This is a genomic window from Pseudomonas sp. Irchel s3a10 (genome assembly GCF_900187525.1).
Taxonomy (GTDB): Bacteria; Pseudomonadota; Gammaproteobacteria; order Pseudomonadales; family Pseudomonadaceae; genus Aquipseudomonas; species Aquipseudomonas koreensis_G.
The window spans coordinates 551,286-572,790 of record NZ_FYDR01000001.1; the positions used below are offsets into that span (position 1 = coordinate 551,286).

Sequence of the window (21,505 nt, forward strand, 5' to 3'; positions counted from 1 at the left end):
ATGATTGATGCACGTCTGAAAATCACTTATCCGGGTTTCAACCTGGATGTCGATCTGCATTTGCCGGGGCGTGGCGTGACTGCGCTGTATGGCCATTCCGGATCGGGCAAAACCACTTGCCTGCGCTGTATCGCAGGGCTTGAGCGGGCGGAACAAGGCTTTATCCGAATCAACGACGAAATCTGGCAGGACAGCGAACGGCGGATCTTTGTCCCGCCGCACAAACGTGCAATCGGTTACGTGTTCCAGGAAGCCAGTCTGTTTCCGCACCTGTCAGTGCTGGCCAACCTGCAATTTGGCCTTAAACGCATCGCCAAGGCCCAGCGTCGGGTCGACATGGCGCAAGCCACCGAACTGCTGGGCATCGGTCATTTGCTGGAGCGTCATCCGCAGCATCTGTCCGGCGGCGAACGCCAACGTGTCGGCATCGCCCGCGCGCTGTTGACCAGCCCAAAACTGCTGCTGATGGATGAGCCATTGGCCGCTCTCGACAGCCAGCGCAAAAACGAAATCCTGCCTTACCTGCAACGTCTGCACGACGAACTGGACATCCCGGTGCTTTACGTCAGCCACGCGCAGGATGAGGTCGCGCGCCTGGCCGATCATCTGGTGCTGCTCAGCGACGGCAAGGCCTTGGCCAGCGGCCCGATTGGCGAGACCCTCGCCCGGCTGGACCTGCCAATGGCGCTGGGCGACGACGCCGGGGTGATTATCGAAGGCCAGGTCAGCGCCTACGATGCCGATTATCAATTGCTCAGCCTGCAGCTGCCGGCCACTGAAATGAATATCCGTGTGACTCACGCACCGATGGCGGTCGGTCAGGCCCTGCGCTGCAAGGTGCACGCCCGCGACATCAGTCTGGCCCTGCACAACAGCGAGGCCAGCAGCATCCTCAATCGCTTGCCGGTGACCGTAGTCAGCGAGCTGGCGGCGGACAATGCCGCGCATGTGCTGATTCGTCTGGACGCCGGTGGCACACCGTTGCTGGCGCGGATCACCCGCTTCTCCCGGGATCAGCTTGGCATCCACCCGGGCCAGCATTTGTGGGCGCAGATCAAGGCCGTCGCCGTGCTGGCCTGAATTGGTTGGCACGACGGCCACGGCGCGCGGTCAATCGCTGTAACAGAGCGATTCGCCAAGGACACCGCCATGCCCGACACCGCACTAGCCGACGTCTTACCGCCCGACCTGCATTACGTCGACGATACCCAACCCGGCCTCACCCGTAAAAAGCTGCGCGGCAAGTTCGCCTATTTCGATCCGGCCGGGCAGCGCATCACCGACCCCGATGTGATCAAACGGATCAATTCACTGGCAGTGCCGCCAGCCTATACCGACGTGTGGATCTGCGCCGATCCGCGCGGCCATTTGCAGGCCACCGGACGCGATGCCCGGGGCCGCAAGCAGTATCGCTATCACCCGCGCTGGCGCGAGGTGCGCGATGCCGACAAGTACTCGCGCTTGCGAGAGTTCGGCATGGCGTTGCCGAAGTTGCGCAAACAGCTTGAAACCCTGCTGGACGCACCCGGCTTCAGCCGCGACAAGGTCATGGCCACGGTCATCACGCTGCTTGACGCCACGCTGATTCGTGTCGGCAACACCCAGTACGCGCGGGACAACCGCTCCTATGGCCTGACTACCCTGCGCAGCCGGCATGTCGAGGTCAACGGCAGCGCGATTTTGTTCCAGTTTCGCGGCAAGAGCGGCATCGAACACCAGATCACCGTCAAGGATCGACGCCTGGCGCGCATCATCAAGCGCTGCCTGGAGATTCCCGGGCAGAATCTGTTTCAGTATCTGGATGAAAACGGCGAGCGGCACACCGTCAGCTCCCATGACGTCAACAGCTACCTGCAAACCCTTACCGGCGCCGATTTCACCGCCAAGGATTACCGCACCTGGGCCGGCAGCGCATTGGCCCTGGCGGTATTGCGCGAACTGCAATGGGAGTCGGAAGCCGAGGCGAAACGGCACGTGGTGGAGATGGTCAAGAGCGTGTCCAAACAGCTGGGCAACACCCCGGCGGTGTGCCGCAAGTGCTACATCCACCCGGCGGTGGTCGAGCGCTTCCTGCTCGGTGCGCTGGCCGAACTGCCACGCCCGAGAGTGCGCAAGGGCTTGCGCACAGAGGAAGTGGCGCTGGCGATGTTTCTCGAGCAAATGATGGACGCGCCTTGATCGAGGCGCACCGCTGATCTACGCTAGCGGCCTTTCCCCTCTTCAGGACAACCGCAGACAGTGAACAATCAAGCCTTCTGAAAATGTAATCGCGACACGCGCTGAAGCGCGACTGTCAGTCTTCACGATATTTTTCGGAGGTGCCGATGACTCACGTCTCGCGTACGCCTGCCCTCGTCTCCCTGAATCAAACAAGTTTTCAGTTCGCCAATGGCGAAACGATTTTCAACGACCTGAATCTGCAATTCGATCACACCCACACCGCGATTGTCGGACGCAACGGCATCGGTAAAAGTGTGCTGGCCAAGCTGATTGCCGGACGCCTACAACCGACTGCCGGCAACGTGTCTTGCTCGGTTCCATTGGCCTATGTCGCGCAAACATTCACCGCCGACGCGGCGCAGACCGTGGCCGACGCCACGGGCACCGCTGCCGCTCTTCGCGCATTGCAACGGCTGCAGTCCGGCGAGGCGGCGGTGGAAGATTTTGACATCCTCGGCGAACGCTGGGATCTGCCCGAACGTCTGCGCCAATGGCTGGATGACGCGGGTCTACCGGACATTGCCCCCTCAGATTTGACCGAGTCGCTGAGCGGCGGCCAGCAAGCCCGACTGGCGTTGATCGGCGCCTTCCTGAGTCCGGCGCGCCTGCTGGTGCTGGATGAGCCGACCAACCATCTGGATGCCGCCGGTCGGCGCTGGCTGATGCGTGAGCTGCAACGCTGGCGTGGCGGATTGATCGTTGTCAGTCATGACCGGCAATTGCTTGAGCGGATGCAGCGTATCGTCGAGCTGACGCCATTGGGCGCCACGGTGTTCGGCGGCAATTTTTCCGCTTATCAGCAACAACGACAGATTCATCAGGCGGCAGCGCAAGCGACACTGGATCAAAGCCGAACCGAGCGCCGGCGCGAGCAACAGCGCTTGCAAAACGAGCACGACACCATCCAGCGGCATGCCGCCCGCTCACTGCGCAACGCCAAAACCGCCAACGTCTCGGGCTTCGAACGCGCCGGCCTGAAAGGTGCCGCGAGGCAGATCATGGGCCAGGTGCGTCATGGTCATCAGCAGCGCAAATCCGGACTCGATACGCGGGTGCGCGATGCCTACGCCAAAGTACTCCCGGATGATGCGGTGCTGATGAACCTGCCCGGCAGTTCAGTGCCCGCTGCGCGCAGGGTCTGTACGCTGATTGATGCGCGTGTGCCATGGTTGCCGGCGCAACCGTTCAACCTCGCGCTGAGCGGTCCTGTACGCGTCGCCGTCAATGGTCCGAATGGCTGCGGCAAATCGACGTTGCTCAGGTTGCTCGCGGGTCAACTGCATCCCGCCAGTGGCGAATGCATCACCCATGTTCCTGCGGCTTATCTGGACCAGCATCTGCAGCTGCTGGATGACGGTCTCAGCATCATCGAGCAACTGCTCGCGCTGCAGAGTCCGTTGAGTGAAAGCGAATTGCGCAACCATCTGGCGCACCTGCAACTGGGCGCGCAGCAGGTCACTCGATCGAGCGCTTCACTGAGCGGCGGCGAACGCTTGAAAGCCGCACTGGCGGTGGCCTTGTGGGGCAAGACGCCTGCGCAACTGTTGCTGCTTGATGAGCCGAGCAATCATCTGGATCTGGCATCGGTTGAGGCTTTCGAGCAGGCATTGCAGACGTTTCCCGGCGCAATTGTTGCGGTTTCCCACGACATTGAGTTTCTACAAGCGTTGAAACCGACGCACCGTCTGGATTGGCATGCCACAGAATGGCGGCTGCAACCGACGAAGTGACTGTCTATTTTTTGCACGATTGGCCAAGGCTTCTATAGTTGATCTGACACCAATTGCTGTGGTGACGCCATGGAAGACATATTTGTCGTGAAGCACTGCAACAAGATCATCATTCACGGCCGCCGCGCCGGGGAAAGCGAGCACGAGCCCGCCGAGGCCAGCAGCTGGTTTCGGATCAATGACACCCGCACCGGCGGTTTCATCGGTGATGGCTACGATCTTGAGGAAGATGCCCGACGCGAATGCCAACGGCTCAATGCGGCCAGCTCGCTACTACCGGCGCGACGATCGGCCGGCTGATGCAATTGACAGGTGGGGTCTATACTCAAAACAGCTGACGGACCAGCGCCCCCCCAACGGCAAAGCGCTCGCCGCCCGCGGGCTTTTTGCTGCCTCTCAACGGTTTGTCTGAACGGAGGTGTTCCATGTCCGAAAAAGAGTCCATCACCACCCTCCTCACCCTGCTCGACTCCCGTCAGGCTCGCCTGGCGGCGGCCTGCAAGGAAATCGCCGACTGGGTCGATCATCAAGGCGGCCATCCGACTGCCCTGCGCATCCGCGATCGACTGAACGACATCGAAAAAGACACACCGCTGATCCGCAGCACCCTGTCGTCGCTACAGCCTGTCGAACGGCCACTGCCGCGTTTCAGATGACTGCGCCGCGATAAACGACAGCTAACCGGCGTACCGTCTGGCCGATGTAACGAACGCCCCGGGGTGTGGGAGGTCAAAACCTGTACACGTCACCCAGGAGACGGTTCATGGTTATCCATTTCAAAACAGACGGACATCTTGCTTGTGGTCACAAGGGCAGCAACCTTGCCTCAAGCCTTGAACTCAATCGCGTCAAATGCCGCAGCTGCCGCAACACCGACGCCTACAAAGATGCACGCAAGACCCAGCGCAATGCCGCACGCCGCGCAGCGCGCCACACCAAGGCTGATCACGGTGCGTCTGACTGGCGTTCGGAGTGGATCGAACGGCTGACCGCACTGGCCGGGCCGCAGCGCTTGCCACGGGGCTTTTTCGGGCAAGCGTTCGTATAACCGCTTGATGTGGTGTTTTTAGTCCATCACTCGACGTGAATTGCCCCAAATTCACCACTCGACCCCATCAACGCCCTGGCCTTATCGTCAGGGCTTTTTGTTGAAAACACCGTCTCGAGCAACCCGTAGCCCTGAGTCAAGCTTGCAAATAGCCAACGCGCCCTCATAACCAGAACCGTATCCACAGTCACCGAGAGGCAAAAAAATCATGTCCGGACAAACCGAAACCGCGATTCTGGCCGGGGGCTGCTTCTGGGGCATGCAGGACCTGCTGCGACGCTATCCCGGCGTGTTGCAGACACGAGTCGGCTACAGCGGCGGCGATGTACCGAACGCCACCTACCGCAACCACGGCAACCACGCTGAAGCCATCGAAATCATCTTCGACCCGGCCGTGATCAGCTACCGGCAGATTCTCGAGTTCTTCTTCCAGATCCACGATCCGAGTACGCCCAACCGTCAAGGCAACGATCTCGGCCCCAGCTATCGTTCGGCGATTTATTACCTCAACGACGAGCAACGCGACATCGCCGAGGATACCGCCGCCGACGTTGACGCTTCCAGACTTTGGCCGGGCCGGGTAGTCACCGAAATCGAACCTGCCGGGCCGTTCTGGGAAGCGGAACCTGAGCACCAGGACTACCTGGAACGGATCCCGAACGGCTACACCTGCCATTTCATCCGCCCGAACTGGAAGCTGCCGAAACGCGGCTGAAAACACACCTGCGTAATCGCTTCACGCACGGCGCTGGCCTCAACTGAAGGCCGGCGTCGTGCGCACCTCTGGAATCAATCATTTTGGCGAGCCCTCTGTAGCACAGTTCAAGCACCCGAGGATGAACATACGTTCATCGCAAGCATGGCTCAATGCGTCTAGCCTGCGGGTTCCAACATAGTGCCTACAGGAGTACCCCACCATGTTCTCGCACGAAAGCCTCCCGCTGATTGCCATTTTCACCATCATGCTACTGTGCGTACTGGCTGCGTTTTTACACCCGGTACACGCATTCTTCAGCTGGCTGCGCAGGCGCAAGGAACGATCAAACGCCAAGGCTGCAAAAGAGGTTGATTCGCGCTGAGTGTTTTTCCCTGACAGGCCCGGGCATGCCTGGGCTTTTTGTTTTCTGGCCGAACAGCAGATACAAAAAAGCCCAGCGCGGGGCTGGGCCTGATTATTCGTCAACGTTAAAAACATCCAGGCTTCTTAGCCACGAGAGTGCAACTCAAGTGACTTACGCCAGACTCCTCTCGTGCTCGCGTTCATGAACGTAAACCCGCGCAAGCACAAAAAGAAATGGAAGGAATTGGCGAGGAGCCAGTTAAAAATAGCGACTCGGAAACAAACAAGGGTTTGCCTCAGCTTTCGCCCGCAAACCCTTGATTTAAGATGGTGCCCGAAGCCGGAATCGAACCGGCACGCCCTTACGAGCGGGGGATTTTAAGTCCCATGCGTCTACCAGTTTCGCCATTCGGGCGGTAGCGCGGTGTAGTGCTCAAATCAGCTATCAGCAAACCTGACAGAGCCGAGCCTTGTGTAGCAGAGCGGGAAATATATACATCACGTCCCGGTGAAGCAAGTTCACAGTAGCTGATTTCAAGACTAAATCTTGCAGCGCACTGAAAATAAAAAAGCTCCGTAAATCATGGATCTACGGAGCTTGTTTATAGTGGAGGCCGAGGTCGGAATCGAACCGGCGTAGGTGGATTTGCAATCCACTGCATAACCATTTTGCTACTCGGCCTCAAACGATCGCTGTTTAGTAGCACAACAACAACCGCGTACAAACTTGGAGCGGGAAACGAGACTCGAACTCGCGACCCCGACCTTGGCAAGGTCGTGCTCTACCAACTGAGCTATTCCCGCTTGGTGTGGCGCATTCTATAGATTTCAGATGCCCCGTCAACCCTTTGATTCAAAAAAGTTTTATTTCTTTTCAACGTCGGTTTTCAGATGCGGCCAGGCGGCCCGCAGGTATTGAACCATCGACCACAACGTCAGGCCCGCCGAGATCATCAGCAAGGCGTAACCCAGCAGTACCCAGAAGCTGAAGTCGCGGGGATTGGCCAGCAGGATCACCAGCGCCAGCATCTGCGCTGCAGTTTTCCACTTGCCGAGATTGGACACCGCAACATGGGCGCGAGCACCGAGTTCGGCCATCCATTCACGCAAGGCCGATACGACAATCTCACGGCCAATGATGACTGCAGCGGGGAGTGTCAGCCACAAGTTGCCGTGTTCCTGCACCAGCAATACCAGGGCGACCGCCACCATGAGCTTATCGGCGACCGGATCGAGGAATGCGCCGAACGGCGTGCTTTGCTCCAGGCGACGGGCCAGATAGCCATCGAGCCAGTCAGTGGCCGCCGCAAAGGCGAATACCGAGGCGGAGGCCATATAGCTCCACTGATAAGGCAGGTAAAACAGCAAAATGAAGATCGGGATGAGCAGGACGCGGAGAACGGTAATCAGATTAGGGATATTCATCGGCACAACTGGCTACGAGGTGAGTTGGCATTCTACTCGCTATGCAGGTTTGCATAAATCGACTCTGCGAGCTTTTTACTGATCCCCGGTGCTTTGGCGATCTCTTCGATGCTTGCACGAGACAGCTCCTGCAATCCACCAAAATGTTTCAACAAGTCCCGACGTCGGGTCGGCCCGACACCCGCAACGCCTTCCAGCGTCGAGGTACGGCGGGTCTTGCCGCGCCGCGCACGGTGGCCGGTAATTGCGAAGCGGTGAGCCTCGTCACGAATCTGCTGGATCAGGTGCAACGCCGGTGAGTCGCCACGCAGCGTGAACTCATGCGCGGCATCATTGAGATACAAAGTTTCGAAGCCCGCCTTGCGTGTTGCGCCCTTGGCCACACCCAGCAGAATGAGATCCGGCACTGCCAGTTCGTTGAGCACGTCACGGGCCATCGACAACTGACCTTTGCCGCCGTCCACCAACAGAATGTCCGGCAGCTTGCCCTCCCCGTCCTTCAGCTTGCTGAAGCGTCGGGTCAACGCCTGGTGCATGGCCGCATAGTCATCACCCGCCGTGACCCCTTCAATGTTGTAACGACGATAGTCGGATTTGATCGCGCCTTCCGGGCCGAACACGACACAGGAAGCGACGGTAGCCTCACCACTGGAGTGACTGATGTCATAGCACTCAAGACGCTGCGGCGGCTCATCCAGGTTCAGCACTTCAGCCAGTGCATCGAAGCGCGCAGCCGTGTGTTGACGGTTGGCCAGGCGTGCGCCCAGCGCCTGCTCGGCATTGGTGACCGCCAACTGCTGCCAGCGCGCCCGTGTGCCCCGCACCCGGTGGCTGATGCTCAGCTCCCGACCGCGCAGCTCGTGGATGGCGTCGATCAGAGCCGTGGCGTCTTCCGGAACCACGTTGACGATCAGTTCGCTCGGCAGGTCGCGCTCCGGACTGCTGATGTAATACTGACCGAGGAACGCCGCCATGACTTCGGCAACCTCCTCCTCGATACCCACTTGCGGAAAGAAGTTCTTGCTGCCCAACACCCGCCCGCCGCGCACGCTGATCAAGTGAACGCAAGCGCCGCCCGGGTTGACGAAGGCGGCGATGACATCAATGTCGCCCGTGCCACCTTCCATGCTCTGCTGATCCTGAACCCGGCGCAGCAAGGCGATCTGGTCACGCAACTCGGCGGCGCGCTCGAATTCGAGATTGATCGCCGCCTCTTCCATTGCCGTTGACAGCTCATTGGTCAGGGCATGACTGCGCCCCTCGAGAAACATTACCGAGTGGCGCACATCCTCGGCATAAACCTCAGGCTCGACCAGGCCGACACACGGCGCCTTGCAACGTTTGATCTGATATTGAAGACACGGGCGCGTGCGGTTTTTGTAATAGCTGTCTTCGCACTGACGGACGAAAAAGGTCTTTTGCAAGAGACTGAGACTTTCGCGAATCGCCCCGGCGCTCGGGTACGGGCCGAAATACTTGCCCTTGGCCTTCTTCGCGCCACGGTGGATGCTCAGACGTGGGAATTGGCCGTCAGACAGAAAGACATAGGGATAGGACTTATCGTCGCGCAACAGAATGTTGTACGGCGGTCGCCACTCCTTGATCAGGGTCTGCTCAAGCAGCAACGCCTCGGTTTCGTTGGCGGTGATGGTCGTTTCGACCTGGGCGATGCGCCCGACCAGCGCTGCGGTCTTCGGCGCCAGCCCGGTCTTGCGAAAATAGCTGGCAAGGCGCTTCTTGAGGTTCTTGGCCTTGCCGACGTACAGCAGGCGCGCATCGCTGTCGAACATGCGATAGACGCCGGGGCGCCCGCTGACAGTCGCCAGGAAGGCGCCGGAATCGAATACTTCAGTCATGATCAGGCGCTGGCATCCACCATGCCGTGGCGCACAGCCAGCAACGTCAGCTCGACGTCACTGCTGATCGACAGCTTTTCGAAAATCCGGTAGCGGTAGGTGTTCACCGTTTTCGGTGACAGGCAGAGCTTGTCGGAGATGATCTGCACCTTCTGGCAGCCGACAATCATCAACGCGATCTGGATTTCCCGTTCGGACAAGGCATCGAAGGGTGAATCGTTGGTGGGCTGGAACGATTTGATCGCCAGTTGCTGGGCAATCTGCGGGCTGATATAGCGCTGCCCGGCAAACACCAGACGGATCGCCTGGACCATTTCCGGCAAACCAGCGCCCTTGGTCAGGTAGCCGGCGGCACCCGCCTGTAACAGGCGCGTAGGAAACGGATCTTCCTCGCACACGGTCACCGCGACGACCTTGATGTCCGGGTGGCTGCGCAACAGCTTGCGCGTGGCCTCGAGGCCACCAATACCGGGCATCTTTACGTCCATCAGAACCACATCGGGTTTCAATTCACGGGCCTTGATCAGGGATTCTTCCCCGGACTCGGCCTGTCCAACCACCTGCAAGCCATCGATATCGGCCAGCATACGTGTAATGCCTGTACGAACGAGATCATGGTCGTCGACCACTAGCACCCTAATCAAGCAGACACCTCGCGATATGGTCTTATTGGGATGCCGGACACCTTAGCAAAAAGTGCCAGACAGACCTAGCGGCAAGCATCATTTAAAAAGTTTCAATTCATCATCGAAGGCTTGCCGGCCGTGGGTTTCAGAGCACAGGTGTACTGAAATCGAGCTGCATCCTCAGGAAACACTCGTCCTCACCGCACTCCTTGAAGCCTTTTCTCTTATACAGGCTTTGTGCCGGATTATTTTTGAATACTGTCAAACGCAGTGCCGGGAGTTTTTCGCTGTGAGCCAGGGCGACAACCTGATCAATCGCCCAGGATCCTGCGCCCTGCCTGCGAAAGGCCTCGGCTATTTGCAGCTCGCGGATGTACAAGGCCCGGCGATCATGACTGAGACTGAAAAATCCGACAGAAGCTTCACCAAGAAGGATCAGCCAGCTGTCCCGGCCATCCCAAGCAACGTCGAACGCTTCGTCCTGCCACAGCAGATCGTGGTCAATGTAATAGCGCAGCATGTTCTGGCACGTCAGCTCTCGGGCGAACGCCCGATCTGCCGATTCGGCACGACGCAATGCCCATGTCACCGGCCCACCGCCACGGGTACTACCCGTCCCTGCCATGCGCCGGCATCACGCCGGGCAATAACCAACACTTCACCCGGTCCTTGTGCCGCCACCACCAACGTACCGCTTTCAGACCAGACAGCACTGCGACCCGCCGATTGCCATCCACCCGTGAGCCCGGCGTGATTGGCCATCAGCACTGCCATCGCGTGTTTTTGGGCATAACCCTGCAGCAGCGCGCTATCCACGCCGTAGCCTTTTTCACCGATCAGAACGCCCGCTGCGTACAGGTCGGCGCCCGCACCAGCAGCCGCTGCCGCGTGGCTGGCATGAGAAAAATCAGCGCAGACCGCCAGCGCGACGGTCTGTCTGCCTATACGTAGAGTCGAACCACCAACCCCAGGGGCATAGAAGCGTTCTTCGCCACTGTGCAAATGTTGTTTGCTGTAAACCTCAAGAGAACCATTCCCGCCTAATGTCAGCGCGCCGATCAATACCTTCGAACGATCCTTATCGCGAATCGGCATGCCGACGACAGCGGTGACGCCCAGCTCGCGAGCGCAATCGCGCAAGGGTTGCAGCACCGCATCCTGCGGATCGATTGCCAGGTCTGCCGCCACTTGGCCTTCGTAGCCTGTCAGCGACAGCTCCGGGAACACCAGCAGCTCGACGCCCTGCTCCGCCGCCTCGGCCATGAAGCGCAAATGACGGGCGATGTTCGCCGCCAGATCACCGGCAACGGAAAAGGATTGGGCTGCAGCGATGGTGAATCTCGACATTATTCATCCTTGGGATTGTGCCAAACACGCAGTGTGTCACAACGTCCCTGGCACTCAAGCGATAGGTAACCTCTTGAATGGGCCATAGCAATTTCTGATTGCTCAGGCGTACGGGCCTCTAGTAAGCTCGGCGCATTCATTGGAGACAGACCATGTTCAACGCCCTCTCACAGCTTCGTTCCGCCAGCGCCCTGCGCTCGGTTGCGGCTGCCCGGGTGAATGACGTTTGTGCTCCTGCCAGCTTTTATTTTGGGTATTGGTTTAGCCACTGGCGCGCCTGATACCCACCGGCGCCCATGAAAACGGGTCGCCTACCAGAGAATTCTCAACCCCCGGTCGGCCTCCCGACCGGGGGTTTCGTTTTTTCAGGCCCCAACTTTTTCAGCAACACACCAGACACTTTGAGGATTACCCCATGAACTACGCCACTTATTACCGTTACGACACTTTTACCGCCTGGCGATTTAGCAGCCTCCGCTCGGGACAGCCTGCCGCCTCCGATCGGTCACCCACAGGTGGCAAGCACAAACACGCAGCCAATACGGCCAATTGTCGAACACCCCAGTAGGGCCGAGTGAGCGGGAAGCACCCGCCGCCAGCCCAGGAATCCCGAATATGAACTCGTCTGTTTCTGCTCTGCCACTGACCACCCTTGATTCTGCCAACGAAGCACTGACCCTGCGTCTGCCCAGCGCGTTGCAGCTCAAACAGCAATTGCCCCTGAGCAATGCCCTCGCCCAGCAAGTCGCAGCCCACCGCCAGGCGGTCCGCGCGATTCTCGATGGCGAAGACCATCGACTGCTGATCGTCGTCGGCCCTTGTTCGATTCATGACCCGCGCTCCGCACTCGAATACGCCGAAAAACTTTCCCGCCTGGCCCATGAAGTCAGCGACGAGATGCTGCTGGTAATGCGCGCTTACGTCGAAAAGCCCCGCACCACCGTTGGCTGGAAAGGTCTGGCCTACGACCCGCACCTGGACGGTAGCGATGACATGGCTGCCGGCCTGACCCTGTCTCGCGAATTGATGATCGAGATGATCCGTCTGGGCCTGCCCATCGCCACCGAACTGCTACAGCCGATGGCCGCCGGCTACTTCGACGACCTGCTCAGCTGGGTTGCCATCGGCGCACGCACCACCGAATCGCAGATCCACCGGGAAATGGCCAGCGGCCTGAACATGCCCGTCGGTTTCAAGAACGGCACCGACGGTGGCGTGAGTGTAGCCGTCGACGCCATGCGCTCAGCAGCACATCCGCACCGACACTTCGGCGTCGACAGCCAAGGACACCCGGCGATCATCCAGACCCCGGGCAACCCCGACACTCATATAGTGCTGCGCGGCGGTCATCACGGTCCGAACTACGATCGCGAAAGCGTCGCCCGGGTACATGCCGACCTGAGCCGACTGAAGATTCCGAGCCGGATCATGGTCGACTGCAGCCACGCCAACAGCGGTAAGGACCCATTACGCCAGCCCGACGTGTTCAACGCAGTTCTCGAACAACGCCTGATGGGCGATCGCTCCTTGATCGGGATGATGATTGAATCCCACCTGTTCGAAGGCTGCCAGCCGTTAAGCCCCACACTGCGTTACGGCGTGTCGGTTACCGATGGTTGCCTTGGGTTCAGTGCGACGGAACAGTTGCTGTCAAGCGCTGCCGAGCGTCTTCGAGCCTGATGATCCGAGCAGTCTTTGCGGGCTTATCAAAATCCCGCAAAGGCTGATTCATCGTTCAGACTTCACCACCGGGTTATGCCCGCACCCGGATGCGGGTTGTCTCGGAAGCCTGGCTGACATCATCCAGCCGCTCCACTGAATACGACACCTGCACCACAGTTTCCCGGTGTTCTCGCCAGAAACGGTAGGGCACGATGAATACCAAGGGCTGGCCTGCGGTTTCCCGGGTGATGTCCCGATCATCGCGGTGACTGAAATACTCACCATCGCATTTCAAGTAAACCAGCTCCCCCTCCTCGGCCTGGGCATTGCCGATCACCACGGTGATGCCATCCTCAGCATCTACTACCTCCAGTTCGCCATCTTGCGCTTCCAGTACCTGCGGAGCTGCGAGCTCGCCTCGCATCAATGGCGCGATCAGAATTCGCGAGATTGCAGAGTTCCTCACCTGCGCCGCCCCTGATTCCACCCGGTAGCTGACGCTTACCTCCTGCATACGATGAGGGGCGATGCAATCTGCGGGTATCCAGAAGGACAGCGCTTCGCCGACCGCAAACTGCTCCACGAGCAACACATCGTTGATCACCGGCAGCCCTTCGACACCATGCCAGGACAGGATGATCCGGTCCCCGACAGCCATCCGGGCATAAGGTCGTACGATAACGCTAGTGCCTTGCGGAACACGGGCTGGATCGAGCGTCCCACCCACCGTCTCTTCAAGAATCGGGGCCAGCAGATCGGGTTCCGGATCACCCACATTCAGCTGCAAACGACTGGACGACACCGGCTTCGGCTGCGCGACGCTGTACAGCGTCCAGTAAACCTCCAGCGAGCCGCGCTCCAACGCTGCGATATGCGAACCCTTTACGACAAAGACGAGTTCCTGATCCACCTGCCTTTCACTGACCGCACGTGTGGTTTCGTGAATATAGGGCAATCCTTCGTCATCCAGTCCTTGCCAGCTCAGCACAAGTTTGTCGCCGCACAACATGTTCGGGTAAGGCGCAACCCTGACGAATGCGTTGTCGAGTGAAGGATCAAGCATTCCGCCCTCCATAACCTCGAGCATCGGTGCAGGCAGCCACGAGTCTGGAGAGGGTGCCGCTGCAGACCCAGGTCGATAGCAGAATTCGAAGTGCTTGCCGTCCACCTTCAAACTCAGAAGACCGCGCTCATCAGAGTCATCCGCTACAGGGGACATATTTGACGCTGATGCCACAGAAGAATCGCCATTGGCTTCGTATATAGACATTCGTAGCTCCATTCCTTGGATAAAACGCCGCCGTGAAGGCCGCGTCGAACGAAATCCATTGAACACCATCCAGCGATTGGCGGAAGTCAGCACAACGCCTTCCATTGGCAGGGTAAATACACCGCATAACGTAGGCTTACGAAGCAGAATCCAGCGATAACGGGCAAAAGATTGCCAAATGTTCCGACTACCCTCTCAAGCAGAAGCGAAAATTCGTACCGCTTTTAGTCCAATTTCCTTTCAGTACAGAGGATTTTTCAGACATCGCCGACCCGCAGGCCTGTTTTACAGTGGCACGCACCAACCACTGACAAGCATCTGCAAAAGAGGCAGGAACATGCAACGGAATGCGACAACCCGCTACCCCATCCTTTTGGTCCATGGCCTGTTCGGGTTTGACCGTATCGGCCATTTCGAGCTTTTTCATGATGTCAAGCAAGCGCTGAGGGAAGCAGGCGGGCAAGTCTTTGTGCCGCAGCTGTCCGCAACCCATGACAACGAAGTTCGCGGCCAGCAATTGATGTTCCAGGTCGAACGCGTTCTGCGCGGCACCGGCGCCGGTAAAGTCAATCTGATCGGACATAGTCAGGGCGCGCTGGCATGCCGTTATGCCGCTGCGCTCGCGCCGGAGAAAGTCGCCTCGGTCACGTCGGTCAGCGGCCCCAATCACGGCTCGGAACTGGCTGACACCTTACGCCTGGCGCTGATTCCAGGAGGCCTGCCGGAGCAGGTGGCGGAGCACGCTGCGACACAGTTTGCTCGATTCCTCTCGTTGCTCAGCGGTCAACCCGGCATGCCGCAGAACGCCGTCGCCGCACTCAATGCCCTGACGACTGCGGGCGTTGCGCAATTCAACAAAAAGTACCCTCAAGGCCTGCCTTCTACCTGGGGCGGCCAGGGGGCGGAACGGGTCAATGACGTTCACTACTATTCCTGGAGCGGCACGCTGCAGGACAATTTGTTGCAGGCTCTGGACCCAGTGCATTCCGTCTGCCACGCATTATCCAGCCATTTCGTCAAGGAGGCCGGACAGAACGATGGCTTCGTGGGTCGCTACAGTTCTCATCTGGGGCGGGTCATCCGCGCCGACTACCCTTTCAATCACCTTGGCAGCTTGCGCCGTCCGGGCGGGTTGCGAATACCCGGCGCGGATCCTGTCGACCTCTACGTCGAACACGCGGTACGCCTGAAGGCCGCGCACCTATAGATGTACATCAACGCACCGAGTGGAACTTTGCCGAGAAATCGCTTACTGAATCCGGTAGGCTCCGCACTTTACTGAAATAGATTGGAGAGTTTCCCCATGGCTAAAGCCACTGCCCGCCACATCCTGGTTTCCAGCGAAGACAAGTGCAACGAACTCAAGGCCCAGATCGAAGGCGGTGCTGATTTCGCCGAAGTCGCCAAGGCCAACTCCACCTGCCCGTCCAGCCGTCAGGGCGGCGATCTGGGTTCTTTCGGTCCTGGCCAGATGGTCAAGGAATTCGACACCGTGGTCTTCAGCGCGCCGATCAACGTCGTGCAAGGCCCGGTGAAGACCCAGTTCGGTTATCACCTGCTCGAAGTCACCAGCCGTCAGGACTGATTCCGCGTCCGGTCTGCTGTGCAACGGCCCGCCTTTTGGTGGGCCGTTGTGTTTTGGTTACAGGATACGGCTGGCGACTGCCGCGCCGCTCGCGTACAAATTGCGCTTATCGATCACCCGGCTTTAAGGCTGACAATGCGACTGGCTTTCCCGACTTTGCTGTTCACTGCCGTGGCCCTGCTGTTGGGCGCCGCTGGTGTGGACGCTACCCCGCAACACGCGTTGACCGTCTATGGCGAACCTGCCAAATACCCGGCCGGCTTCAGCCACTTCGACTACACCAATCCGCAGGCGCCCAAGGGCGGCACCATGCGCCGCTCGGCGATAGAGATCGGGCATTTCGATCATATCCTGCCTTATATAGACAAAGGCATCGGTGTCACCCAGATTGACGGCATGCTCTATTCGCCGCTGGCCCAGCGTTCGATGGACGAGCCTTACACCGTCTACGGCCTGGTGGCGCAGAAGATGGAGCGCTCGGAGGATGGCCTGTCGCTGCGCTTCTTCATCGATCCCAAGGCACGTTTCGCTGACGGCAAGCCGATCACTGCGCAAGACGTGCGCTACACCTATGACCTGTTGATGACCCAGGGCAGCCTGCGCTATCGCACGCAGTTCGCCGACGTCAAAGGTGTTGAAGTGGAAGCGCCGCTGACCGTGCGTTTCGATTTCAAGAGCAACGAGAACCGCACTTTGCCGCTGGACATCGCCACCCTGCCGGTATTCCCCGAGCACTGGTGGAAAACCCGCGACTTCGCCGGCGGCGGTGGCTATGAACCGCCACTGGGCAGCGGCCCGTATCGGGTCGGCAAGGTTGATTCCGGGCGCAGCATCACTTTTGAGCGCAACCCCGACTGGTGGGGCAAGGATCTGCCGGTCAGTCGCGGCCTGTACAACTTCGATCACTTCAGCATCGAGTATTTCGGCGACACCGATGTCGCACGCCAAGTACTGCGCGGCGGTGCCTATGACTACAACCGCGAGTTTTCCGCCACTGGCTATTCGATCGGTTACGACAGCCCTGCGCTGAGTGACGGTCGTTTGCAGAAGGCCCACCTGGCCACCGAAGCCCCGCAATCTGCGCAGGGCTTCGTATTCAACCTGCAAAAACCGATGTTTCAGGATCGTCGGGTGCGTCAGGCGCTGGCGATGCTCTGGGATTTCGAGTGGAGCAACCGGCAGATGATGCGCAACATGTACATCCGCCAGCAGAGCTATTTCTCCAATACCGCACTGGCAGCTCGCGAGCTGCCGGATGCCGCAGAGCTGAAAATCCTTGAGCCATTGCGCGGGCAGGTTCCCGACGAGGTCTTCACCCAGGTCTTCGAGGCACCGAAAACCGATGGCAGCGGGCTGATCCGCGATAAACAGCTGCAAGCCCTGGAACTGCTCGAACAGGCCGGCTGGAAACCCGAGGGCGACCAACTGGTCAATGCCGAGGGCGAGCCGCTGAGTTTCACCTTTCTGGTCAGCCAGAACGGCATGGACCGCCTGCTCCTGCCTTACAAGCGCACGCTGAAACAGATCGGCATCGAGCTGAATATCCGCCGCATCGACTCCTCGCAATACGTCAATCGCCTGATGAGCCGCGACTACGACATGATCGTCACCGGCTACCCGGTCAGCACGTCTCCGGGTGGCGAGCTGCTCAACTACTTCGGCTCGATATCGGCCAACGACCCCGGCGCCAACAACTACATGGTGCTGAAAAATCCGGCGGTCGACACCCTGATCAACGGCCTGATCCGCGCCTCGACCCAGAGTGACATGCTGCACTATGCCCATGCGCTGGATCGGGTGTTGCAATGGAACTACTACTGGATTCCCAACTATTACCCGCCGGGCACCTCCACCGTCTGGTGGAACCGTTTCGGCATGCCGGCGATCCAGGCCAGCAATGACGAAGCCATCGAGAGCTGGTGGGAAATCAGCAGCACGCCGTTGACCAACCAGCAGATGACCGCCGAGAAAATCGGGCGTGGCAGACCCGGAGGACCGCACTGATGTGGGCATACATTCTGCGGCGCCTGCTGCTGATCATTCCGACGCTGGTGATCATCCTGCTGGTCAATTTCGTGATCATTCAGGCGGCACCCGGTGGCCCGGTCGAACAGGCCATCGCCCATCTGCAAGGGATCGGCGGTGCGAGTGTCGGCGGCAGTTCCAGCGAGACCATGAGCAATACCTCGCGCGCCAGCCGTGGCCTCGATCCGCAACTGATCAAGGACATCGAAAAGCAGTACGGTTTTGACAAACCGGCGCATGAGCGTCTGTGGCTGATGCTCAAGAACTACGCGCAGCTGGACTTCGGCAAGAGCTTTTTCCGCGGCGCGACAGTCACCGATCTGATTCTGGAAAAAATGCCGGTGACCATTTCCCTCGGCCTGTGGGCGACGCTGATCACCTATCTGGTGTCGATCCCGCTGGGCATCCGCAAAGCGGTGCATCACGGCAGCCATTTCGATATCTGGAGCAGCACCGCGATCATTATCGGCTACGCGATGCCGGCGTTTCTGTTTGCGATGTTTCTGATCGTGGTGTTTGCCGGTGGCACGTCATTGAACTGGTTTCCGGTGCGCGGACTGGTCTCGGACAACTTCGAATCGCTGTCGACCCTTGGCAAGATCGCCGATTACTTCTGGCATCTGGTGTTGCCGGTGACGGCGCTGGTGATTGGCGGCTTCGCCACGCTGACGATTCTCACCAAGAACTCGTTCCTCAATGAAATCACCCGCCAGTACGTGGTCACCGCCCGCGCCAAAGGCCTGAGCGAACGACGCGTGCTTTACGGTCACGTGTTCCGTAACGCGATGCTGCTGGTGGTCTCGGGGATTCCGCAGGCGTTCATCAGTGTGTTCTTTGCCGGTTCGCTGCTGATCGAAGTGATCTTCTCCCTCGACGGTCTCGGCCGCATGAGCTACGAAGCGGCGGTTTCCCGGGACTATCCGGTGGTGTTCGGCTCGCTGTTCATCTTCACCCTGTTCGGCCTCTTGATAAAACTGATCGGCGACTTGTGCTACACCCTGGTCGATCCGCGTATCGACTTCACCGCGAGGAACGCCTGATGTTCAAGCTCTCGCCTCTGGGCCGTCGCCGTTTTGCGCGATTCAAGAAAAACCGCCGTGGCTGGTGGTCGTTGTGGCTGTTCATCGGCCTGTTCGTGGTGACGCTGGGCGGTGAACTGATCGCCAATGACAAACCGCTGGTGGTCAGCTACCAGAACCAGCTCTACTTCCCGGTCTTCAAGCGCCACACCGAGCAGGAGTTTGGCGGGCAACTGCCGTTCCAGGCCGATTACCGCAGTGACTATGTGCAGAACCTGATCCACAAGGACGGTGGCTGGCTGCTGTTCCCGCCGATCCCGTTCAGCGATGACACGCCCAACTACGACCTCAATCAACCTGCGCCGAGCCCGCCCTCAAAGGTCAACTGGCTCGGCACCGACGATCAGGCGCGTGATGTGTTGGCGCGGGTGATTTTCGGTGCCCGGGTATCGATCCTGTTTGCCCTGATGCTGACCGCCGTCAGCGCGCTGATCGGCATTGCTGCCGGCGCCCTGCAAGGCTATTACGGCGGTTGGGTCGATCTGCTCGGGCAGCGTTTGCTGGAGGTCTGGAGCGGATTGCCGGTGCTGTACCTGCTGATCATTTTGTCCGGCTTTGTCGAGCCGAATTTCTGGTGGCTGCTGGGGATCATGGCGCTGTTTTCATGGCTGGCACTGGTGGATGTGGTGCGCGCCGAGTTCCTGCGCGGGCGTAATCTGGAATACGTCAAAGCGGCGCGCGCTTTGGGCCTGAGCGACCGCAAGGTGATTTTCCGGCACATCCTGCCGAATGCGATGAACGCGACACTGAGTTACCTGCCGTTCATTCTCACCGGCGCGATTTCCACCCTCACCGCTCTCGACTTCCTCGGTTTCGGCATGCCCGCCGGCAGTGCCTCGCTGGGCGAACTGATCGGCCAGGGCAAGCAGAACCTGCAAGCGCCGTGGCTCGGGCTGACGGCGTTCTTCACCCTGGCGCTGATTCTTTCCTTACTGGTGTTCATCGGCGAAGCGTTACGTGACGCGTTCGACCCGCGATCCTGAAGTGTGACCATGACTGATAACCTGATCGAAATCCGTGACCTGAACGTCGCCTTCCATGGCCAGCCGGCGGTGCGCAACCTGTGCCTGGACATCCGCCCCGGCGAGTGCCTGGCGCTGGTCGGCGAGTCGGGCTCGGGCAAATCGGTGACCGCGCATTCGATTCTGCAATTGCTCCCCGAAGGCGATGCGCAAACCAGCGGCAGCATTCGTTATCGCGGTCAGGAACTGCTCGGAGCCGATCCGAAGGTGCTGCGTGAACTGCGCGGCAACCGGATCGCGATGATCTTCCAGGAACCGATGACCTCGCTCAATCCACTGCACACCATCGAAAAGCAGATCGGCGAGACCCTGCTGGTGCATCGCGGCCTGGGCGGTAAAGCGGCGCAGCAGCGCATTCTTGAATTGCTGGAACTGGTGGGCATTCAGAAGGCCAAAGAGCGCCTAAAGGCCTATCCGCATCAACTGTCCGGCGGCCAGCGGCAACGGGTGATGATTGCCATGGCGCTGGCTTGCGAGCCGGAACTGCTGATCGCCGACGAGCCGACCACCGCGCTGGATGTGACGGTGCAGCGCAAGATCCTGCTGCTGCTCAAATCCTTGCAACAACGCCTGGGCATGTCGCTGCTGCTGATCAGTCATGACCTCAATCTGGTGCGCAGCATTGCGCAACGGGTGTGCGTGATGAAGGCTGGCGAAATCGTCGAGCAAGCCCCGTGCGAAACGCTGTTTACCGAACCGAAACACCCTTACAGCTGCGTGCTGCTCAACGCCGAGCCGGAAGGCGAAGCCCTGCCCCGGGACGAACGCGAGAACGTGCTGGAGGTGGATGATCTGCGGGTCGAGTTCGTCGTCGGCGGCGGGCTGTTCCAGCGCAAACAATATTTGCGCGCGGTGGACGGCATCAGCCTGAATATCCAGCGCGGCAAAACCCTGGGCATTGTCGGTGAGTCCGGTTCGGGCAAGTCGACCCTGGGCCAGGCGATTCTGCGGTTGCTCGATTCCGAGGGCAGTATCCGTTTCCAGGGCACCGCCCTTGATGGCCTCGATCAGAAGCAGTTGCGGCCATGGCGTCGGCAGATGCAGGTGGTGTTTCAGGACCCGTTCGGCAGCCTCAGTCCACGGATGTCGGTGGCGCAGATCATCAGCGAAGGACTGGAGGTGCACTGTCAGTCCAACGCCGATGAATGCGACGCACAGGTGATCCGCGTACTCAAGGAAGTCGGTCTCGACCCGCAAAGCCGTCATCGCTACCCGCACGAGTTTTCCGGCGGTCAGCGCCAGCGCATCGCCATCGCCCGGGCACTGGTGCTGAAACCGGCGCTGATCCTGCTCGACGAGCCGACGTCGGCCCTCGACCGTACCGTGCAGAAGCAAGTGGTCGCCCTGCTCCGCGACCTTCAGGAAAAACATGGCCTGACCTACCTGTTCATCAGCCACGACCTGGCGGTGGTGCGAGCGCTGGCACATGACATGATCGTGATCAAGGACGGCAAAGTGGTGGAACGCGGCGCCAGCCACGAGGTGTTCGACTCGCCGCAGCATCCTTACACCAAAGAGCTGTTGGCAGCGGCGCATCCGGGGTAGGCATA

At 59.5% G+C, this 21,505-nt stretch carries 21 protein-coding genes and 3 tRNA genes; 15 read left to right on the forward strand and 9 right to left on the reverse strand.

What is annotated here, in order from left to right:
- From modC to CKW11_RS28625, 8 genes are all read left to right on the forward strand, one after another.
- Positions 1–1,080, forward strand: a complete 1,080-nt coding sequence (modC, locus tag CKW11_RS02485; RefSeq protein WP_095136121.1) for a molybdenum ABC transporter ATP-binding protein — start codon at positions 1–3, stop codon at positions 1,078–1,080.
- A gap of 69 nt (positions 1,081–1,149) precedes the next feature.
- Positions 1,150–2,178 (forward strand): DNA topoisomerase IB, encoded by a 1,029-nt coding sequence (locus CKW11_RS02490; RefSeq protein WP_095136123.1) that lies wholly within the window; start codon positions 1,150–1,152, stop codon positions 2,176–2,178.
- 146 nt (positions 2,179–2,324) lie between these two features.
- A complete protein-coding gene (locus CKW11_RS02495) occupies positions 2,325–3,950 on the forward strand; it encodes an ABC-F family ATP-binding cassette domain-containing protein (RefSeq protein WP_095136125.1) in 1,626 nt (541 codons plus the stop codon).
- Positions 3,951–4,019: 69 nt separating this feature from the next.
- Positions 4,020–4,250: a hypothetical protein gene (locus CKW11_RS02500; RefSeq protein WP_095136127.1), complete on the forward strand. Its 231-nt coding sequence runs from the start codon at positions 4,020–4,022 to the stop codon at positions 4,248–4,250.
- Positions 4,251–4,375: 125 nt separating this feature from the next.
- On the forward strand, positions 4,376–4,606 hold the full coding sequence (locus CKW11_RS02505; RefSeq protein WP_007964939.1) for a hypothetical protein: 231 nt from the start codon (positions 4,376–4,378) through the stop codon (positions 4,604–4,606).
- Between the two features lie 107 nt (positions 4,607–4,713).
- Positions 4,714–4,998: a hypothetical protein gene (locus CKW11_RS02510; RefSeq protein WP_095136129.1), complete on the forward strand. Its 285-nt coding sequence runs from the start codon at positions 4,714–4,716 to the stop codon at positions 4,996–4,998.
- A gap of 208 nt (positions 4,999–5,206) precedes the next feature.
- On the forward strand, positions 5,207–5,713 hold the full coding sequence (gene msrA / locus CKW11_RS02515; RefSeq protein ID WP_095136131.1) for a peptide-methionine (S)-S-oxide reductase MsrA: 507 nt from the start codon (positions 5,207–5,209) through the stop codon (positions 5,711–5,713).
- A 202-nt stretch (positions 5,714–5,915) separates the two neighbouring features.
- Positions 5,916–6,077: a hypothetical protein gene (locus tag CKW11_RS28625; protein ID WP_177439963.1), complete on the forward strand. Its 162-nt coding sequence runs from the start codon at positions 5,916–5,918 to the stop codon at positions 6,075–6,077.
- Between the two features lie 309 nt (positions 6,078–6,386).
- On the opposite strand, the gene CKW11_RS02520 is transcribed toward CKW11_RS28625, so the two are convergent.
- From CKW11_RS02520 to CKW11_RS02555, 8 genes are all read right to left on the reverse strand, one after another.
- Positions 6,387–6,473: transfer RNA gene (locus tag CKW11_RS02520), tRNA-Leu, on the reverse strand.
- 193 nt (positions 6,474–6,666) lie between these two features.
- Positions 6,667–6,740: transfer RNA gene (locus CKW11_RS02525), tRNA-Cys, on the reverse strand.
- Positions 6,741–6,786: 46 nt separating this feature from the next.
- Positions 6,787–6,862: transfer RNA gene (locus CKW11_RS02530), tRNA-Gly, on the reverse strand.
- Positions 6,863–6,922: 60 nt separating this feature from the next.
- Positions 6,923–7,483 (reverse strand): CDP-diacylglycerol--glycerol-3-phosphate 3-phosphatidyltransferase, encoded by a 561-nt coding sequence (pgsA, locus tag CKW11_RS02535; RefSeq protein WP_003225417.1) that lies wholly within the window; start codon positions 7,481–7,483, stop codon positions 6,923–6,925.
- Positions 7,484–7,515: 32 nt separating this feature from the next.
- Positions 7,516–9,339, reverse strand: a complete 1,824-nt coding sequence (uvrC, locus tag CKW11_RS02540; protein WP_095136133.1) for an excinuclease ABC subunit UvrC — start codon at positions 9,337–9,339, stop codon at positions 7,516–7,518.
- A gap of 2 nt (positions 9,340–9,341) precedes the next feature.
- Positions 9,342–9,983 (reverse strand): UvrY/SirA/GacA family response regulator transcription factor, encoded by a 642-nt coding sequence (uvrY, locus tag CKW11_RS02545; RefSeq protein WP_024012761.1) that lies wholly within the window; start codon positions 9,981–9,983, stop codon positions 9,342–9,344.
- Between the two features lie 127 nt (positions 9,984–10,110).
- Positions 10,111–10,554 (reverse strand): N-acetyltransferase, encoded by a 444-nt coding sequence (locus CKW11_RS02550; protein WP_177439964.1) that lies wholly within the window; start codon positions 10,552–10,554, stop codon positions 10,111–10,113.
- Complete coding sequence (locus CKW11_RS02555; protein WP_095136137.1) at positions 10,551–11,312, reverse strand: carbon-nitrogen hydrolase family protein; 762 nt, start codon at positions 11,310–11,312, stop codon at positions 10,551–10,553. Before CKW11_RS02555 ends, CKW11_RS02550 begins: the two co-directional genes overlap by 4 nt.
- A gap of 615 nt (positions 11,313–11,927) precedes the next feature.
- Here CKW11_RS02555 and CKW11_RS02560 point away from each other — a divergent pair.
- Positions 11,928–12,992: a 3-deoxy-7-phosphoheptulonate synthase gene (locus CKW11_RS02560; RefSeq protein WP_095136139.1), complete on the forward strand. Its 1,065-nt coding sequence runs from the start codon at positions 11,928–11,930 to the stop codon at positions 12,990–12,992.
- Between the two features lie 73 nt (positions 12,993–13,065).
- Here CKW11_RS02560 and CKW11_RS02565 read toward each other — a convergent pair whose 3' ends face one another.
- Positions 13,066–14,244, reverse strand: coding sequence for a hypothetical protein (locus tag CKW11_RS02565; protein WP_095136141.1), 1,179 nt, complete (start codon positions 14,242–14,244; stop codon positions 13,066–13,068).
- Between the two features lie 337 nt (positions 14,245–14,581).
- Between CKW11_RS02565 and CKW11_RS02570 the strand changes: the two genes are divergently transcribed.
- The 6 genes from CKW11_RS02570 (at position 14,582) to CKW11_RS02595 (ending at position 21,500) form a co-directional block, all read left to right on the forward strand.
- Positions 14,582–15,451 (forward strand): triacylglycerol lipase, encoded by an 870-nt coding sequence (locus tag CKW11_RS02570; protein ID WP_095136143.1) that lies wholly within the window; start codon positions 14,582–14,584, stop codon positions 15,449–15,451.
- A 96-nt stretch (positions 15,452–15,547) separates the two neighbouring features.
- Entirely contained in the window at positions 15,548–15,829 is a 282-nt protein-coding gene (locus CKW11_RS02575) for a peptidylprolyl isomerase (protein WP_007912303.1), read from the forward strand.
- Positions 15,830–15,964: 135 nt separating this feature from the next.
- Positions 15,965–17,833, forward strand: a complete 1,869-nt coding sequence (locus tag CKW11_RS02580; RefSeq protein ID WP_095136145.1) for an extracellular solute-binding protein — start codon at positions 15,965–15,967, stop codon at positions 17,831–17,833.
- Complete coding sequence (locus CKW11_RS02585; protein ID WP_095136147.1) at positions 17,833–18,894, forward strand: microcin C ABC transporter permease YejB; 1,062 nt, start codon at positions 17,833–17,835, stop codon at positions 18,892–18,894. Before CKW11_RS02580 ends, CKW11_RS02585 begins: the two co-directional genes overlap by 1 nt.
- Complete coding sequence (locus CKW11_RS02590) at positions 18,894–19,916, forward strand: ABC transporter permease (protein WP_095136149.1); 1,023 nt, start codon at positions 18,894–18,896, stop codon at positions 19,914–19,916. The genes CKW11_RS02585 and CKW11_RS02590 overlap by 1 nt, the downstream gene beginning before the upstream one ends.
- Positions 19,917–19,925: 9 nt before the next feature.
- Positions 19,926–21,500, forward strand: coding sequence for an ABC transporter ATP-binding protein (locus tag CKW11_RS02595; RefSeq protein WP_095136151.1), 1,575 nt, complete (start codon positions 19,926–19,928; stop codon positions 21,498–21,500).
- The last annotated feature ends 5 nt before the right edge of the window (positions 21,501–21,505 follow it).

Excerpts from the sequence above, each read along its gene's own strand:
- CKW11_RS02565 (WP_095136141.1), bottom strand. The coding sequence starts at position 14,244 with ATGTCTATATACGAAGCCAATGGCGATTCTTCTGTGGCATCAGCGTCA.
- CKW11_RS02510 (WP_095136129.1), top strand. The coding sequence starts at position 4,714 with ATGGTTATCCATTTCAAAACAGACGGACATCTTGCTTGTGGTCACAAG.
- CKW11_RS02585 (WP_095136147.1), top strand. The coding sequence starts at position 17,833 with ATGTGGGCATACATTCTGCGGCGCCTGCTGCTGATCATTCCGACGCTG.
- modC (WP_095136121.1), top strand. The coding sequence starts at position 1 with ATGATTGATGCACGTCTGAAAATCACTTATCCGGGTTTCAACCTGGAT.
- CKW11_RS02555 (WP_095136137.1), bottom strand. The coding sequence starts at position 11,312 with ATGTCGAGATTCACCATCGCTGCAGCCCAATCCTTTTCCGTTGCCGGT.
- uvrC (WP_095136133.1), bottom strand. The coding sequence starts at position 9,339 with ATGACTGAAGTATTCGATTCCGGCGCCTTCCTGGCGACTGTCAGCGGG.
- CKW11_RS02490 (WP_095136123.1), top strand. The coding sequence starts at position 1,150 with ATGCCCGACACCGCACTAGCCGACGTCTTACCGCCCGACCTGCATTAC.
- CKW11_RS02590 (WP_095136149.1), top strand. The coding sequence starts at position 18,894 with ATGTTCAAGCTCTCGCCTCTGGGCCGTCGCCGTTTTGCGCGATTCAAG.
- msrA (WP_095136131.1), top strand. The coding sequence starts at position 5,207 with ATGTCCGGACAAACCGAAACCGCGATTCTGGCCGGGGGCTGCTTCTGG.
- CKW11_RS02570 (WP_095136143.1), top strand. The coding sequence starts at position 14,582 with ATGCAACGGAATGCGACAACCCGCTACCCCATCCTTTTGGTCCATGGC.
- CKW11_RS02505 (WP_007964939.1), top strand. The coding sequence starts at position 4,376 with ATGTCCGAAAAAGAGTCCATCACCACCCTCCTCACCCTGCTCGACTCC.
- CKW11_RS02495 (WP_095136125.1), top strand. The coding sequence starts at position 2,325 with ATGACTCACGTCTCGCGTACGCCTGCCCTCGTCTCCCTGAATCAAACA.
- pgsA (WP_003225417.1), bottom strand. The coding sequence starts at position 7,483 with ATGAATATCCCTAATCTGATTACCGTTCTCCGCGTCCTGCTCATCCCG.
- CKW11_RS28625 (WP_177439963.1), top strand. The coding sequence starts at position 5,916 with ATGTTCTCGCACGAAAGCCTCCCGCTGATTGCCATTTTCACCATCATG.
- CKW11_RS02595 (WP_095136151.1), top strand. The coding sequence starts at position 19,926 with ATGACTGATAACCTGATCGAAATCCGTGACCTGAACGTCGCCTTCCAT.
- CKW11_RS02500 (WP_095136127.1), top strand. The coding sequence starts at position 4,020 with ATGGAAGACATATTTGTCGTGAAGCACTGCAACAAGATCATCATTCAC.
- CKW11_RS02560 (WP_095136139.1), top strand. The coding sequence starts at position 11,928 with ATGAACTCGTCTGTTTCTGCTCTGCCACTGACCACCCTTGATTCTGCC.
- CKW11_RS02575 (WP_007912303.1), top strand. The coding sequence starts at position 15,548 with ATGGCTAAAGCCACTGCCCGCCACATCCTGGTTTCCAGCGAAGACAAG.
- CKW11_RS02580 (WP_095136145.1), top strand. The coding sequence starts at position 15,965 with ATGCGACTGGCTTTCCCGACTTTGCTGTTCACTGCCGTGGCCCTGCTG.